The 15,785-nt window shown below is 31.3% G+C and carries 16 protein-coding genes; 7 read left to right on the top strand and 9 right to left on the bottom strand.

Going from position 1 to position 15,785, the window contains the following annotated elements; translation table 11 throughout:
- Positions 1-4: 4 nt before the first annotated feature.
- Positions 5-727, bottom strand: a complete 723-nt coding sequence (locus tag C6990_RS03925; RefSeq protein WP_255465183.1) for a hypothetical protein — start codon at positions 725-727, stop codon at positions 5-7.
- Between the two features lie 67 nt (positions 728-794).
- Between C6990_RS03925 and C6990_RS03920 the strand changes: the two genes are divergently transcribed.
- Positions 795-1,751 (top strand): TackOD1 domain-containing metal-binding protein, encoded by a 957-nt coding sequence (locus C6990_RS03920; protein WP_182128572.1) that lies wholly within the window; start codon positions 795-797, stop codon positions 1,749-1,751.
- Here C6990_RS03920 and C6990_RS10990 read toward each other — a convergent pair.
- Positions 1,741-4,503, bottom strand: coding sequence for a DUF2334 domain-containing protein (locus tag C6990_RS10990; protein ID WP_255465182.1), 2,763 nt, complete (start codon positions 4,501-4,503; stop codon positions 1,741-1,743). The genes C6990_RS03920 and C6990_RS10990 overlap by 11 nt on opposite strands.
- The gene (locus tag C6990_RS03910) at positions 4,481-6,319 is read right to left on the bottom strand and encodes a glycosyltransferase family 2 protein (RefSeq protein WP_182128570.1); all 1,839 of its coding nucleotides are present in this window, start codon (positions 6,317-6,319) and stop codon (positions 4,481-4,483) included. Before C6990_RS03910 ends, C6990_RS10990 begins: the two co-directional genes overlap by 23 nt.
- Before the next feature lie 186 nt (positions 6,320-6,505).
- Between C6990_RS03910 and C6990_RS03905 the strand changes: the two genes are divergently transcribed.
- A complete protein-coding gene (locus tag C6990_RS03905) occupies positions 6,506-6,805 on the top strand; it encodes a hypothetical protein (protein ID WP_182128568.1) in 300 nt (99 codons plus the stop codon).
- 53 nt (positions 6,806-6,858) lie between these two features.
- Positions 6,859-7,908 carry a type II glyceraldehyde-3-phosphate dehydrogenase gene (locus C6990_RS03900; RefSeq protein ID WP_182128566.1) on the top strand — a complete coding sequence of 350 codons (1,050 nt, stop codon included), beginning with the start codon at positions 6,859-6,861 and terminating at the stop codon, positions 7,906-7,908.
- Position 7,909: 1 nt separating this feature from the next.
- Here C6990_RS03900 and C6990_RS03895 read toward each other — a convergent pair whose 3' ends face one another.
- Both C6990_RS03895 and C6990_RS03890 read right to left on the bottom strand, forming a co-directional pair.
- On the bottom strand, positions 7,910-9,163 hold the full coding sequence (locus tag C6990_RS03895) for a hemolysin family protein (protein WP_182128564.1): 1,254 nt from the start codon (positions 9,161-9,163) through the stop codon (positions 7,910-7,912).
- A gap of 147 nt (positions 9,164-9,310) precedes the next feature.
- Positions 9,311-10,648 carry a threonine synthase gene (locus C6990_RS03890; RefSeq protein WP_182128561.1) on the bottom strand — a complete coding sequence of 446 codons (1,338 nt, stop codon included), beginning with the start codon at positions 10,646-10,648 and terminating at the stop codon, positions 9,311-9,313.
- Positions 10,649-10,753: 105 nt separating this feature from the next.
- On the opposite strand from C6990_RS03890, the gene C6990_RS03885 reads away from it, so the two are divergent.
- Positions 10,754-11,128 carry a hypothetical protein gene (locus tag C6990_RS03885; RefSeq protein WP_182128559.1) on the top strand — a complete coding sequence of 125 codons (375 nt, stop codon included), beginning with the start codon at positions 10,754-10,756 and terminating at the stop codon, positions 11,126-11,128.
- Positions 11,129-11,429: 301 nt separating this feature from the next.
- Here C6990_RS03885 and C6990_RS03880 read toward each other — a convergent pair whose 3' ends face one another.
- A complete protein-coding gene (locus C6990_RS03880; RefSeq protein ID WP_182128558.1) occupies positions 11,430-11,747 on the bottom strand; it encodes a hypothetical protein in 318 nt (105 codons plus the stop codon).
- A 100-nt stretch (positions 11,748-11,847) separates the two neighbouring features.
- Between C6990_RS03880 and C6990_RS03875 the strand changes: the two genes are divergently transcribed.
- Positions 11,848-12,591, top strand: a complete 744-nt coding sequence (locus tag C6990_RS03875; protein ID WP_182128556.1) for a hypothetical protein — start codon at positions 11,848-11,850, stop codon at positions 12,589-12,591.
- A 14-nt stretch (positions 12,592-12,605) separates the two neighbouring features.
- On the opposite strand, the gene C6990_RS03870 is transcribed toward C6990_RS03875, so the two are convergent.
- From C6990_RS03870 to C6990_RS03860, 3 genes are all read right to left on the bottom strand, one after another.
- The gene (locus C6990_RS03870; RefSeq protein WP_182128554.1) at positions 12,606-13,103 is read right to left on the bottom strand and encodes a pentapeptide repeat-containing protein; all 498 of its coding nucleotides are present in this window, start codon (positions 13,101-13,103) and stop codon (positions 12,606-12,608) included.
- Positions 13,104-13,164: 61 nt separating this feature from the next.
- On the bottom strand, positions 13,165-13,614 hold the full coding sequence (locus tag C6990_RS03865) for a hypothetical protein (RefSeq protein WP_182128552.1): 450 nt from the start codon (positions 13,612-13,614) through the stop codon (positions 13,165-13,167).
- Positions 13,615-13,664: 50 nt separating this feature from the next.
- A complete protein-coding gene (locus C6990_RS03860; protein ID WP_182128550.1) occupies positions 13,665-14,231 on the bottom strand; it encodes a resolvase in 567 nt (188 codons plus the stop codon).
- Between the two features lie 215 nt (positions 14,232-14,446).
- On the opposite strand from C6990_RS03860, the gene C6990_RS03855 reads away from it, so the two are divergent.
- Together C6990_RS03855 and C6990_RS03850 are read left to right on the top strand one after the other, a co-directional pair.
- Positions 14,447-14,656, top strand: coding sequence for a hypothetical protein (locus tag C6990_RS03855; RefSeq protein WP_182128548.1), 210 nt, complete (start codon positions 14,447-14,449; stop codon positions 14,654-14,656).
- Positions 14,657-14,686: 30 nt separating this feature from the next.
- Positions 14,687-15,514: a hypothetical protein gene (locus C6990_RS03850; RefSeq protein WP_182128546.1), complete on the top strand. Its 828-nt coding sequence runs from the start codon at positions 14,687-14,689 to the stop codon at positions 15,512-15,514.
- The last annotated feature ends 271 nt before the right edge of the window (positions 15,515-15,785 follow it).

Here is a 15,785-nt window from a genome sequence, read left to right as displayed (position 1 = left end):
TAAACTATGATGATTTTCCATCATCTGATGGTTCTCCTAAACTAAATACCTGTAATAATTTAGATGATTTTGAATTTTCATTTTCTGCAGTAATACTTACTGTTAGTGTCTCTCTTTTTGAATTCTCTGGAATAAAATATTCTGTTTGAAACAGACCGTTTTCATTTGTAATTCCGTTGGAAGAGAAAATTTCCTGATTGTCTTCATTTACTATGGTGACTTCGATGTTTGTGTTTAGAATATGTCCATAATTCTGGTAAAAATCATTTAATTTGTTTTGTTGTTTATCGTAAATTTTGATATCTAACTTTACAAATTTTTCTGAATAAACCCTTTGAGTATATTGAACTAAAATTGCAAGATCCTCCTGTTTTTCAACAGTGTTTTGAGTTTCCATGGTTTTTTCTATGAAACTTAGACTCACAAATTTACCATTAATGAAAATAATCCCTTTAGTGTTTATCTCTTCATCTATTATTCTAGAGTATGTGATGTATGGGAATCCTTCAATCGTTAGACCAGATACTCTGATTATGTTTCCCCCAAAAAATTCTCTAATCTCCACATCACTGCTTATTTGAAATTGATTTTCATCAGTACTGAACTCCCCTGTCTGTAAAAATAGGATGTCACTTAGAAGATCCACTTCTGCGTAGACATAATTCATTGAAATTGTAGCACCTATCAAAATCATTAGAATTACAGATGTTGTAAAAAAATTGATCATTATGCCAAAACTAAAGGATCATTATTTTATAAACAATTATTATCATTATTATTAATCGGAGTTTATTATGCAAGCTAAAAGTCATGTTGTAATTGTAGAGGATAGTCCAGCTATTGGCTTTCTTTTAAAAAACTATCTTGAAAAATTAGGCTATCATCATATTCATACTTGTGATACTGGTGCAGTTGCCATGGCTACAATTAGTGATTTGATTAATCAAAAACAAGCTCCTATAGTATTACTTGATTATATGTTACCTGATATGGATGCACATTCCTTACTTACTCAAATTTTGGAAAAGCAGCCCGACATTAGAGTAATTTTAGAAACGGCTACTGAAAAAAGCGATGAAGGGATCAAAGATCTAATTCGTCTTGGAGTATGTCATTATATTGAAAAACCAATTAGGTTTGAGAATTTAAAATCTGTTATTGCTACCATAGAAAAAGAAAACTCATTTTTCTCAAACGATTCTGAAATTTCTGCTGAATCTAAAACTAATGATGATGAATCTTCATTAACACTTGAAGAAAAAATTGAACGCGCATTAAATTTGGTAAAACAGGCAAGTGTGAGTAAAATTGAAGATATGGTGGATCGAAATGATTCTACCGTAAAAAAACATCTTGAAAAATTAGAAAATGATGGAAAAATTATACCTGTAGATGAAATAAAAGAAATTGCATGTAATAGCTGTAATTCCACAGATACTGAACAGAGATTTTTTTGCCCTTCTTGTAAAAGCTCAGACTTCAAACTAGGGAAATTAATTGAACATTATGATTGTGGAAATATATCTGATGAAAATTCTTATGAAAAAGATCTTTGCCCCAGTTGTAAAAAAGAAATTAAAGCATTAGGAGTTGATCACAGAGTAATGCAAAATCATTACATTTGTAATGAATGTAATGAGTTTCATTCAGAATTGTCTATGGAATATGTTTGTCTAAAATGTGATAGTAAATTTCCTCTTGAAAAATGTAAATGGAAAACAAGCAAAATCTACAAAGTTGTTAATATGTGATGATTCCCTGTTTTACTAAATATTCAATTCCTTGAACAAATGTCTTATCATCTATAGTTCCATCTGCCCACCATCCGGCATTATTTTTTATCCATTCAGGTACATTTTTCGTATCTTTCTGTGATTGAGATTTTTCTGAAACTTTGATGATTCCCTGTTTTACTAAATATTCAATTCCTTGAACAAATGTCTTATCATCTATAGTTCCATCTGCCCACCATCCGGCATTATTTTTTATCCATTCAGGTACAAGAACTATCAAATTTGAATTTATATTTCCAATTTTTACTATTTTGTATCCCTTATCTTTGAATTCCATGATTAATTTTTCTAATTCATTAATTTCCACTTGGTTAACTAAATTGACATATGTTGAATTTGTTATTGTTGAAAATTCTTGTGGGTGAATGGAAATTACTGCAAATCCATAATTGCTGATACTTTGTTCCGATTCTGCAATGATAATGTCGTTTGAAATTCTTTCAAAAATATTTGATGATGGATTATACTTTCCAGTTGATGTAGTTTGTGGAAATCTGTAAAATTCTTCATTTTTAAATTCAAATGGAGGTTCATCCCCGTTGGTTAAACTAGAACTGATGTGTGTGATACTGTTTTCTTTTAAAATGTTGAGTGTATCTTCATTAAATTTATTATTTGGTGGTAGGAATACTTGGGGCCTAATATCTAAAATTGATTCAATAATATCGAGGGATTCTTTAATATTTTCACTTTGTTGTGTTTTATCATAATTTGTAAATGATGTTAAACCAATTCCTCTAGTTCCTACTTCTAAATATTGTTCTTTATTTTTAGTGGCATTATCAATAAATCCAGAAATTTTTTGATCATTGCCAAATGCATTTGCAATAATTCCAATTGTCAATGGAGTTTTATTTTCAATAAATGTCTCCATGATGTTTATTTGAATATCATTTAACCAATAATCTTGCACATCGTCTAGTCTAAATGCAACACAGTTACATGAGTCTATTTCTTCCTTTATGGCTACTTCTTCTATGACTCCTTCGTCAATATCTATCTCAATACTTTCTATTTGTTCAGATGTTTGGTTTTGATTAATTTTAACATTTTTAGGAATCACTTCTGATAATTTCACTAGTTTAGCGTCCAATTTGGATACTTCATCCAATAGTGCTCCTAATTCATCTAGTGATTTTTGATTTGGGATGCTGTACTCACCTTCTTCATTTAGGGAAAATTCTTGTGGATGCATCATAATTATTGCATACCCTTTATCATCTACGTTTTGCATAATTTCTTGTTTAATGTGTTCTTTTTCTTGTAATTTCCAATTTACACCATCTAGTAGAACACCCGTTTCTGTAATTGCTGGAACATTAAAAAAAATATCATCTATATTTTGTGTTTTACTATCTCTATCAATATGTGAAACTAAATGTGTGAATCCATTTCTTTTTAAAATATTTACAGTGTTTTCATTATACAGATTTTGTGGGGGTATGAAGGCTTTAGGGGTAACTCCAAATATATCAAATATTTTGTTATTTGTCATAACTATATTATCCTCTTGAATCTTTTCATCAAAATTTGTTAGTGCATCATTATTCCAACTATGATTTACAATCTCTATGTTGTTATTTTCTAAATTTTCTTTTAATACGGTAACAATTTTTTCATCACCCCCGATTAAATTACCTATTACTCCTACTGATAATGGAATATTTTTTTCAGAAAACAGATTGATTATTTCTATTTGAGCATCTGCTAACCAATAATCTTGCACATCATCAAGTCTAAACGATATGCAATTACATGAATAGAACGGTTTTTCCTTCTTGAGGACTAGTTCAGAATTTTTATAAATACTAAACTTGTTTGAATCCCCAATTATTTGAATACTCTTTTCTGGCCATAACTTATCATCCATTTTTTTATCTGAATTTATTTTAAGGGTATAGACTCCAGTTTTAAGATTTGAAAATTGTGCATCCCCTCTAAAACTCAAACTAGATGAAGCTACTTGTTCTCCATTTTTATCTAACATTATTATCTTATAATCCCCATCTTTTGAAGTCATTTTTTTAGAACCATCAAAGAGATTGACTGTGATTAACTCCTCAACTATTTCTGAAATGTCGGTAACTATTTTCTGATCTGTTGCTAATCCTGCTTGCACTTGAATTGGAAAATATGATGTAAGAAATATTTCATCTAAATATACATCGGCAATGTAATGATCACCCTCTTTGGTAGTTGATTGAATCCAATACCTTGTTGTTTCACCTAGATCATTGGTTAAGCCCCGTCCTATTTCTGAACCGTCTATAGATTTTAGAATTACAGTAGCTCCATTTATTGGAATTTCTCCATTTTTATAAAATACTTCGAATTGAATTCCTCCAGAAATTGGAATTGATATGTCTACTTTTTTAGAAGTTTTTTCAAGTTGCACATACTCGACATCTCCAAAAATTCCATTTGCATAAACTTCAATTTTATACCGATGATTTTCTGGAACTGTCATGAAATCTGGATTACTTAACATGTTTTTTTCTAAAAGCGGCTCTTTACTGAAGTCTTGATATACTACTAACTTCATTCCATTAAAATCTGCTCTGTCTCCATTGGTATATTTTATTTCAACTTCAATTGTTTCTGATTCTTGAGCAAAAATACTATCTGTATAATTTACAAATAGCAAAACTGAAAAAATTATGCTGAAAATAATTACCTTGCCCATCAAATCAAATTCCAACTCTTTTTGCACTTGTCCATGTTGCTTTTTTGTTTCGTAATTGCTCTATTATTGCTTTTAGTAGTAATGCATCGATAATCTGTTTAAACCCAAATACCAGAAATCCCGCATGCCATAACAACTTTGGATCCTCGTTATCAATTCTAATTGCTAATGCTGTCATTAAATAATGCACCACTGTAAAAATTAATGATATTTGAAGAACGTATAACCAATCACCTAAAACAACTCCTAAAATTGCATTAATAGCTGAAGTAAAGCCAATAATTGGTGTAATTACCATCCCCAAAAATAAATACGGTAGAGATAATCTTTGCAAATATCCGAATCTTGGATTTGTCAAAGCATCTGCATGTCGTTTTAAGACTTGCATGTTACCACGATACCATCTTTTTCTTTGTGCAAAAAAATCTTTGAATGTGTTTGGTGCTTCAGTATATGCAGTAGCTTTTGAGCTGCCTTGCGTAATTAGACCTGCTTTCAATAATTTTATTGTTTGATCAAAGTCTTCCACAATCGTGTCTTTTCCATAGGCCCCTGCTTCTGTCAAGTATGATTTCTTAAAAGCTCCTAGTGCTCCAGGTACTATTGTGATTGATCCAAACACATCAAATGCTCTTCTAACTATTTGAATTCCGGTGATATACTCTAGTGCCTGGCATTTTGTTAACCAATTTACCTTGTTTCTGACTTTGATATTTCCTGCAACAGCTGCAACATGCTCATTAACTTGGAATCCTTTTACAATTTCTTTTAGTGAGTGACGCCCAATTATTGTATCTGCATCAACAATTACAATGATTTCTCCAGTAGAGTAAACTATTCCGTAATTAAGTGCAGATGCTTTTCCGCCATTTTCTTTATGTAAAACTTTGATTTTATCTTTGAATTGATTTACAATAGTTAGTGTCTTATCTGTACTTCCGTCATCAACAAAAATTATTTCTTTTTTAGGGTATTTTGTCTCAATCATAGCTTCAATAGTATGTTGAATCACTTTTTCTTCATTATATGCAGGAATTATTATGCTGATTTTAGGATAGGACTTGATTTCTTCTTGGGTATCTTCACGATATTTACTCAATACAGCCATCGGCACAAATAACATTGTAGACCAAAATGTAATCGTCATTGCCCAAAGTAGGATTATTCTTACTGGGGACTCAAGTAAGGAATACCCTTCATATGCAATCATCGTGGCAATTAAAAATGGTGATCCTAACAAAAATAATAAAAATACAGACGGTGTCTTACTTGCGTAAACATTTTTAGAAAATAATTTCCCACTTGCACCAATCATATGATATACCGTTATTGCTCCTCCCAACCCCATGGCTATCATGCTTATGGGTCCTAACAGGAAAAATACTGAACCGATTAATACTGCAAAAATTGTTCCAGTTAAAAGTATCGAGATATGATCAATTCGTTTTTTAGGTTTCCCACTTGTTTCATATTCTTTTGAATTACGTCTCTCTGACTTTTCAAATTCTAATATTGACTGAATACAATTTGCATGATGCCATTTTTTTTTATATCTAATTGATTTTTCAATAAATTTAATTTCTTTATCACATGTTGTGCATTTTATTAAATTTGGATTTAGAAAAACTGTCTTATCTTTTTTAGGCATTTTTTTAGCGGGTTTTGAATCTTTAATTTTTCCTGAAATAGTAATTCCCAAATAATTTTTAAGATAATCTTTATCTGAATTTGAAATATCTTTATTTTTGTTCACTAATCTGATCAGGTATCTGTTTCTTTCAGAATCGCCTTTTGATGATTTTATGGCTTCTACTAGTTTTTTGATTAATAAAATTTTGTCCAATGTTGATTGTAGTTAATCCTTGAATTATGATTATATGTGATTTAGTCATCAAAACTTTCCTTTCAGTCTACTTTTTTACCATGCCTGATTGTTTCTCAGAATACATCAAATCCTAACATTTCAGATTCTTATTTTTTAATCATAACTGTAATGAATATACACTAGTGAATTTCACCATTCATTACAATGATTTCTTTTGAGCATAGAATTCTTAGTGAATTTAAAATTAAAAAAGCAAAAATTGATACTTTGTCAAATTATATTCTTAATCACAAAGATCAAAAAGGTATTGAGGCAAAGGAGACTTCAGAATTTCTTGATGTTTTAGTTGATGAGATAGATAAATTCTATGTATTGCACAGTGAGATCCTGTCAAAAAATGGAAAAAAACCCCATCATCTTTCACATTTACCTGATAACAAAAAATGGAATGAAAATATAGAGATTTTTTATGAAAAAAATCCTCGTAGACGCCCTAGAAAATAAATTCAGAATTCTGTTGAACTAATCTAAATAAATGGGTCAGATATAGCGGAATTATGAAGAAAGTCTTTGTTAATGGATATGGATCCATTGGTAGTAGAATTACTTCATTTCTAAAGGATGATCCCGAAATAACTGTTATCGGAGTAGGCAAATACTCTCCTGATGAAAAGGTGAATGTTGCAATTTCTAAAGGGCTTGACGTATACGTTCCAGCCAACAAGATTCCATCTTTTTCAAATTATAAAATTGCCGGTACTATTGAATCAGCACTTGATAGTTGTGATTTGGTAATTGATGCTGCCCCTGGAGGATATGGTTATAAAAATAAAATTAATCTCTATGAGCCCAAAAATATTCCTGCAATCTATCAAGGTGGTGAAACCGTTGTTGGGGATGAATCTGTTTCTGACTTGTTGTTTAATTCTAGAGTAAATTATGATCAGGCAATAGATAAACAACATGTAATGCAAGGAAGTTGCAATGTAACTGGAATGGGCAGAATTTTAGAACCACTACGTGCAAAATTTGGAGATAAGTTAATTCGGTTTGATGTGACTTTGATAAGAAGATGGGCCGATATTGAGCAAACAGAAAAAGATGTGACCGATACAATAGAAATGACTGAAACACCTCATCACGGCGATGATGTAAAAATGTATTTTGGAAAAGATGCACCACTTTATGTTAGAGCAATCAAAGTACCAACTAGACAAATGCATTTACACATTATGGATGTTAGATTCAAGGATATTGCTCCTAAACCCTCTGAAATCCATGAACTTTTTACAAATGAATTTGGCGTTGCAACTGTTTGGACTGCAAAAGGAACTAAAGATATTCGAGATTTTGCACAAAATATGGGTTTTAATTTTACTGACACAAACATGATTCATATTCATGCAAACATGACTGCATCTATTGGCGATACCGTTCAAATTATGTATTCTGATGATCAAACAGGTATAGTTATTCCTGAAAATCATATGCTTTTACAAGCAATGTTGTTTGGAAAATCTTATGAGGACTCCTTTTCCCATACAGAATCAATTTTTCATATGAAAGAAAAAAAGCAGAAATTGCAAGAGCGCTTTACTAAAGAATAAATTATTTTTTAATACGCTCTATTCTTATTTTTTCCGGAAGATTCTTTACAACTTTCTCAACAATTATGCGCACATTTCCTAACTCCAGTTTATCTCCCTCCTGAGGAATATCCTGTAATTTCTCATGTAATAACCCGTTTAGTGTACTATAATCATCCCCTTCGGGTAATTCTGATTTGAAAAGTTCATTAATTTTTTCAATCTCAATTTCACCTGTTGTGATTATTGTATCCCTGTCTATGGAATGAAAATGAATTTTCTCAGGTGAATCTGTTTCATCTTCAATATCTCCAAGAATTTCTTCGATGAGATCTTCTAGTGTTACTAATCCTTCAACTCCTCCATGTTCATCTATTACTATTGCCATGTGTGTTTTTCTACCTTTCATCTCTCTTAACAATGAAGTAACCATTTTTTCTTGTGAAACAAAAACAGGCTTTCTTGATATTTGTTCTAATGTTTTCATCTTATTGTCTGATTCCAGTTCTCTTAACACATCTCTTACATGAATAAATCCCACAATATCATCATGCGTTTCTCCATAAATTGGAATTCTGGAGTGAGAATTTTGATTGATTATTGGAAGAGCTTCAAATAGCAGCATTTTTGCAGGAAGTGACTGCATTTTCATTCTAGGGGTCATAACTGCACGAATTACAGTATCATCAAATTCTAATGCTCTATGAACTAAATCCCTTTCATGTGATTCTAAAGCTTCATCTCGATGGCCTTGATCAATAATCCCTTTAATTTCATTTTCAGTTAATGCAGGCGGGTGATAATCACTCCCAGTAATTCTGATCATTACACGTGTAATTCTCTCTAATATCCAGACTATTGGATATGTAACATAACTAAAAAATAATAGAATTCCACTTGAACGAAGTGCAACTTTGGTTGCGTTAGCATTACAATATGTTTTTGGAGTAACTTCGCCAAAAATAATAATCAAAAATGTCATAATTCCAACTGCAATCCCAAGTCCACTATCTCCGAACAATTTAATGGCAACCACTGTCGCTAATGCAGATGAACCGATATTGACTAAATTATTTCCAAGATTTACAGCTGACATCATCCATCCTGGATTTGATTTGAGTTTTTGAAGTGCCTTGGCACCACGTCGTTTTTCTTTTACTACTTGTTCTACCGTGGCCTGTGTTGTACCTACAAGTGCTACTTCTAAACCACTAAAAAATCCTGATAAGCCAATTAATCCTGCTAATGCACCAAGCTCCACCCAAAGTTCTACCATAATATCATCCTCACGAATATTTTAGAAATACACGAATTACTCATTTAGTTATTTTGCACCATCTTTTGGTTGTTTTAAATCTACAAAGCATGGATTTAACTCTTGAGATATCGAAATCTAAATGAATATTTGAGCCTAGATGTAGGCTTAATTTTTTGGGGGTTTTGCAAAAATGTTATTTGGATTTTGATGATACTCTACTGGAAGCATAGCATCTTTCTGTCTACCTGTTAGAATGCCCACTACAACATCATCTTTTTTGATAATTTCTTCACCAATAAGCTTCTTAACTCCAACCACTGATGCTCCAGATGCCATTTCACAATCAAATCCGTTTAACCCCACTACAGACATTCCATCAAGCATCTCTGAATCAGATACGGTGGTCACTACACCATTTGTAAATTCTAATGCACGTAAACCTTTCAAAATATTTGCGGGTCTTCCAATTTGAATTGCAGTTGCTTTAGTTTTTGGTCTTATACCCTCTTTGTCTAAATGTTCATAATACCTGGAAATTAACTCTGTATTGGGTTTTCCTTTATTCCATCTAAGCTCTTCGTTTTCAAATTTCCCATTATACAAATCTGATAATGTACTTGCTCCGTCTGAATTAATTACTGCAATTCTTGGGATTTTTTTTATCCAACCCCACTCATATAATTCCATTAATGCCTTTCCACAACTTGAAGTATTTCCTAAAGCTCCTCCGGGATAAACAATCCAATCCGGAGATTCCCAATTGAGATATTCTAATGCTCTAAATGGAATTGTTTTCTGACCTTCAATCCTAAATGGATTGATCGAGTTTACAGTATAACCCTCATGATTTTGAGCATCTTCTAATGATTGCTTTAATGCATCATCAAAATTGCCATCTACCTGTAAAATTTGGGCACCAAATTGATATGCTTGACTAAGCTTTCCTGGTGCAATTTGTCCTGATGGAATATAAACATCACAATCAATCCCTTCATTTGCAGCAAACATGCCTGCCGATGCAGAAGTATTTCCAGTTGATGCACAGACTATTTTCTTTGCTCCTACCATCTTTGCATGTGTAACTGCTGTTACCATCCCATTATCTTTGAATGATCCACTTGGATTGTAACCTTCTGGCTGTAACCATAAATTTTTAGTTGAAATTCCTATGAATTCTGCAGCTTTTGACATTTGATATGGTTTTGATTGTCTTCCTTCTGCACCATCTAATGAAACCAAATATTTTGAGCATTCTTCAATATTTTCAGTGTCTATTTGACAAAAATTTAGTAATTCCCTAAATCTCCAGACTCCACTTTCATTAAAAATACTGCCTTCTGAATTACGTCTTTGGTAAAATACTTCTTTCAAATCTGTTGAAGGTTTATTTTTGTATTTTACGTCTAATAGATGACCCTCTGCACATTGTACATTAGTACTATCTATTGTATACTCTAAACCACATTGGGGGTCAATACATTTTAGATACGCATCTCCCTGCATTGTCATATCAAATAATTTGTGATAATTTAAAGCAAATGTGTAACTTTTAGACCTAGTAAAGCTATTTTTCCTAAACTTTAGATTAGATACAACTTACAACTATTTGTGGTAACATATAACGATCATCTGAAAAGTATCCTGACTCAGACACTTGAATCTTACAATCGCCTCAAAGAAATTCAGGATAAGCCAGGAGATCTTGACTATCTCAAAAAAGAAATGTTGAAAATAAATGGATTCCTTAAAGTAATTACAAATAAAATAGATGCTGAAAAGATTCCATCATCTGATTTTAGACCCTTAAAAACTAAATTTCAGCAATATTTGCAAAATTATTCTTTTGAGCAGGAAATTGAAACTATGGTACCTCTATATTCTGATGATGTCCATAGAATAAAAAACATGAGATTAAAAATACTGGAGGCACTTGAAGATAAAAAAATGATTGACGATATAGATAGTTTAATGGAGAAAATATGATGGATGAAAAAAAATGTGTCTTGTGTGGATGCAAAGATCATAAATTATTTGGATGTTCAAGACACGTTTCAAAAAAATGTAGTTGCTATAAAGAACATGATTAATGTTAACATATTTTATTTTCTTTTTGGGCCAGATCTTTCATGAAAATTCAAACAACATTTGCATTCTTTTTCACGACATTCGGATTCACTATGATGACCACAAATACCGCATTCGCAACTTTTTGACATAGTTGGAATTATCCGATTTAGAATATATTTTATCTCCCAAATTTTTATGAGTTTATAGTCAAATGAGACTATTTTTTGGATTTTGATTTTTTGGCAGGTTTTTCTTTTGCTTCTAACTCTTTTTTAATTTCCTCGGCTTTGTTATCTACAGCTTTAATTATTTCTTGAATAAGTCCGTCTAGATCACTGTCTTCTGCAGGTGGTTCAACAGTACTTGCTATTTCGTTAATAGTGCTTGAAATCTCCGAACTCACATCTTCAAAACTTTCCGGATCTTCATATGCTGCATTATATAGTGATTTGAGGTTATTTACATGACCAATCACCTGCTCTGTTAACACTATTTTGTAATCTGTTCCGTTCACGTCGAATTCTTTTGAACTCATAATGTTTTTCAAATTCTTTTGTTTATAATGTTTTTCAGATGTTTGAAACTAAAACAATGAATATCTAGGAAATTTATAGAATTAAAATTATTATAAATAATTGACCAATAATTCTGAGAAAATTCTTCCAAATGATGTTGATTCTGATTATAGCTTACCTGGTCGTCTGGAAGAAAGCAATTCGAATATTTTTGTTTATGAAGAAAATAAACCAAATTCAAATGGCAGATCATATTTTTTAATTTTCATAGTTTTTATTGTTATTTCGTCTGGTTTTTACTTGTTTTATTTTGTGAATCAGGAGGACATAGATTCGCAAATTATTGAAAGTACCCTAAATTTGACCCCTGAGCAAATATTGGTAAATCAATATGATGTTGGAGAATATGGTAGTGAACATGCACATGCAGCAATAGCAGTAATTGTAGGTGATACTAAACTAAACTTTGGCCTTTCACAATTCCAACTAACAAGTAAATACATTCACTTTGAAAATGAAAATCCCTACCTCATTCATAAGCATGCAGTTAACGTTCCTCTTGCAATGCTTTTCACATCATTTGGGATGGAATTTACTTCAGATTGTATAATTTTAAAAAATAATGAATCCGTAAAAAATAAAAAATTTTGTACTGAGGAAGGAGATTCGTTGATTTTTTATGTAAATGGTAAACAATTTACTTCTGACATTACACAATACGTGTTTCATCATAATGATCGAATTTTAATATCCTTAGGAAGTGAAGAATCAATATCAAAACATCTAAAACATTTAGAGTCTCTTGAAATATTTGATATTCCTAATAGAGTTCCTGAATATCCTGAAAATTCTATAACAATATAATCTAGATTATTTGTTTACCAGAACTTACCACTCTTTTTTAATGCTATTTTTGCATTGCCTGAAATTGTATCTAGTGTGTGCTTATCATAATTTGTATTTGTAAAATCTGCTGAAGTAAATATTGCCCCTTCAAAGTTTGTATGCCTAAGATTAACTCCGCTCAAATCTGCATTACTCAAATCTGCGTTTCTCAGATCCGAATAAAATAAATCTGCACCATTAAGGTCTGCATCCCCAAGATTTACGCCATACATTTCTGTATCCCATAGTTTTGCATTTGAAAGATTTACACCTCTCATGTCTGCCCCTCTTAATTTCACATAAAACAAAATGGTGTTACTTAGGTCTGCCTCTCTCAAATCAGTACAACTCATATCTGCACTATGGATATCTCTATTTTTTAGATTTACTCCCATCATGTTAGAATCTGAAAAATTTCTTCCAATCAAATCTTCATATTCAAAATTTACTTTAGTGAGATTTCTTTTACGAAAAACATCTGGGGATTTCATTATGATTTAAAAATAAAAACAACACATTTGAATTTTACAACAAACTATTTTCTACTTTTGATTAAAAAACGATGTAATCTAATGCTGCTGCATCGCTGATTAATCTAGTATGTTTTGATCCTACTACATAACCATTTTTTACATCACTTGCAGGAATCCATCTGTTAGTAGATGTGTAGTGTCTTTTTTCAGCTAATTCTCTTTCGATGGCCTCGATATCGAATTCCCCTTCCTCTACTTGTTGAGTTGTCAAATGTTTTATAGTTACAAGAATTTTCGTTACTTTAACACGATCACCAAATTTCCATTTTGATGGAGGATTTTCATCAGATACTTCAAGCACTTTAATTTTCATTTGTTTATTTCCAAATGCATCATGACTGATCAATATCCTTTCATCTGTAAATTCTTCAAAACTAATGCGTGAATTTACTTCTGCGTCTGACACAGTTTCAAGCAACGCATCAGAGCTTATTTCGTTAGATTCTATTTTGGGTTTTTCTTCAGACAATATTTCTGATAACCCCTTATCCTTAAAAAACGATTTGTAAAAATATGAAATTAGGCACTAGTTCTTTGTTTTGTCTTAAAAGGCATAATACATTCTTTTAGAAATAGTTCTTTTCTTTTACCATCTATTTTTGCAAAAAATTTGCCATCATATGAGCATACACAGTCTGTTATCTCTAGGGATTCGTCCCAAATCTTGAAAAACTCTCTTAATTCTCGGGATTCATATTTTCCTATATCAATTCTTTTTTTTGATAGAAATTTGAACGCTAAAATCACATTTCTTTTTTTGTAAATATCAAAAGTCTTAATCCATGACAGACATCTTTCAATTTGATCTGCAGGAACAGGGAGGGAGGTACTAGTTCCAGATTTTGCCTCTATTGTAAAAATTGTACTGCTATCCGTATTTACAGCTAATACATCAGGCAATGCAATACTTGGGGAACCTAAACGAAATGCTTTCCATTCGTTAATGCTGTTGAATCTTTTAACAATTGTATCTTCCCACTGATATCCTCTTTGTCTTCTGGTTCTAGCAGCTTTTTGATTTTTTGTTGCTGTTTCCCGAGTAGTTTTTTGCCTAGTAATTGTAAATGACACTGCTTTTCTCCTCATACCTTATTCTTCTGGATATAGATATAGAAAAGAAGGTAATTACATAATAACTCAATAAAATATCAGATTAAGGTCATTTTCAAATCATCATTTTTATAATATGTGACATTATCAGTGTTGATTCAGAAATGAATTTCGGTGGCTATTGTTTTACAATGATTCTGAAGTCATCGAACAATCTAATTCATAAATACATCTAATTTTTAGATTTATTGTTGACTGAGATTATCATTGAAAAATTATTTGAGCAGCGTGATTTTTATCTAAATACTATCAAGCATTTAGAATTTCAACTAATAATGGAACCTACCGATGATGAAATAAAACAAAATGAACAATTAAAAAATATAACTATAAATGAAATCAAAAAAGTGGAAGAACAAATTAGTTTAATTTTATCAAAAAATAACTCTAAGTCACAATGAATTTATCTACATGTTGAATTTTGATAAACAATGTTAAGTGAAATTGTATCAAATTTGATTAAAATTAAACAAGAATTTGCAAAAAATTATACTGGCAGTGCTCACATTCAAGAGATAATCCCTTCTTTACCTTCTAATGAATTTCCACTTGATGAATATCATTTGAAATCACTACACGATTTTGCTCAGAAAAATCCCATCTACTTTAATTCATTTGAACAAGAAATTGCCGGAGTTCTTTGTATGATCTATGAAGGGGATATTAACGAATATTGGTTAAATAGCATTAAACATGGAACTAGCTGTCAACCCTTCTACCCTACATGGATAATGTCTGCATATATTATGTCATATTTTGCAAAACATTTTGGGTATGTTGAATTAGTTGATATTGGATCAGGTGATGGGAGAATTGCTTTTTGTGGTAGATTGTTAGGATTGGTTTCACATAGCATTGAAATTGATGATGTGCTGGCAGAATTACAAGAAAAAATTTGTAAACTAACAAATCAAAATTTTGATCCAAAATGTGCAGATGCGTTAGAATTTGATTACTCTCAATTAGATTTAACTCGCCCCATATTTTTCATTGGTGGCTTGCCCCAAATGGGTGGTGATGTTTTAGCTACGAATATCATTGAAAAGATTAATTCTATTTCTGATCTAAAATACAATACAGGTCTGGTTTTTGCTGGAACACATTCTAAAAGACAACTATCTGGGAATTTGGAAAATGGTGGATGGAGTTCACTAATTGAAAAACACCATCTTGATGTAATAAATACTGTTTCACTTCCAACCGTTTGGACCTTTGATCAAAAAATTGATACCCCTTACATTTACACAAAATTCAAGTAACTTCAAAAAAATAATTCCCTTTAATAATTCCGGATTTTACTAATTTCACTATTTGCCCAATCTTGGGACTATTTGACATTTTAGCCATCACCCTAATTTGATTTTCAAATTCAACAAGGCAAAAATACTCTTCATTTTTATGTGAAAATTCAATTATTCTACCCTCGACTATTTTTTTCTTAAATATAATTTCTCCAAAACAATGATTACAAAATTCTGATGGAGGCCAAATAATTTTTGAGCATCTCATGCATTCTGGAATGTAAAAATT

Source organism: Nitrosopumilus sp. b3 (genome assembly GCF_014078525.1).
In the GTDB taxonomy this organism is placed as follows: Archaea; Thermoproteota; Nitrososphaeria; order Nitrososphaerales; family Nitrosopumilaceae; genus Nitrosopumilus.
The sequence above is the reverse complement of the archived record's forward strand: the minus strand, read 5'-3'. Positions and strand labels throughout refer to the sequence as shown.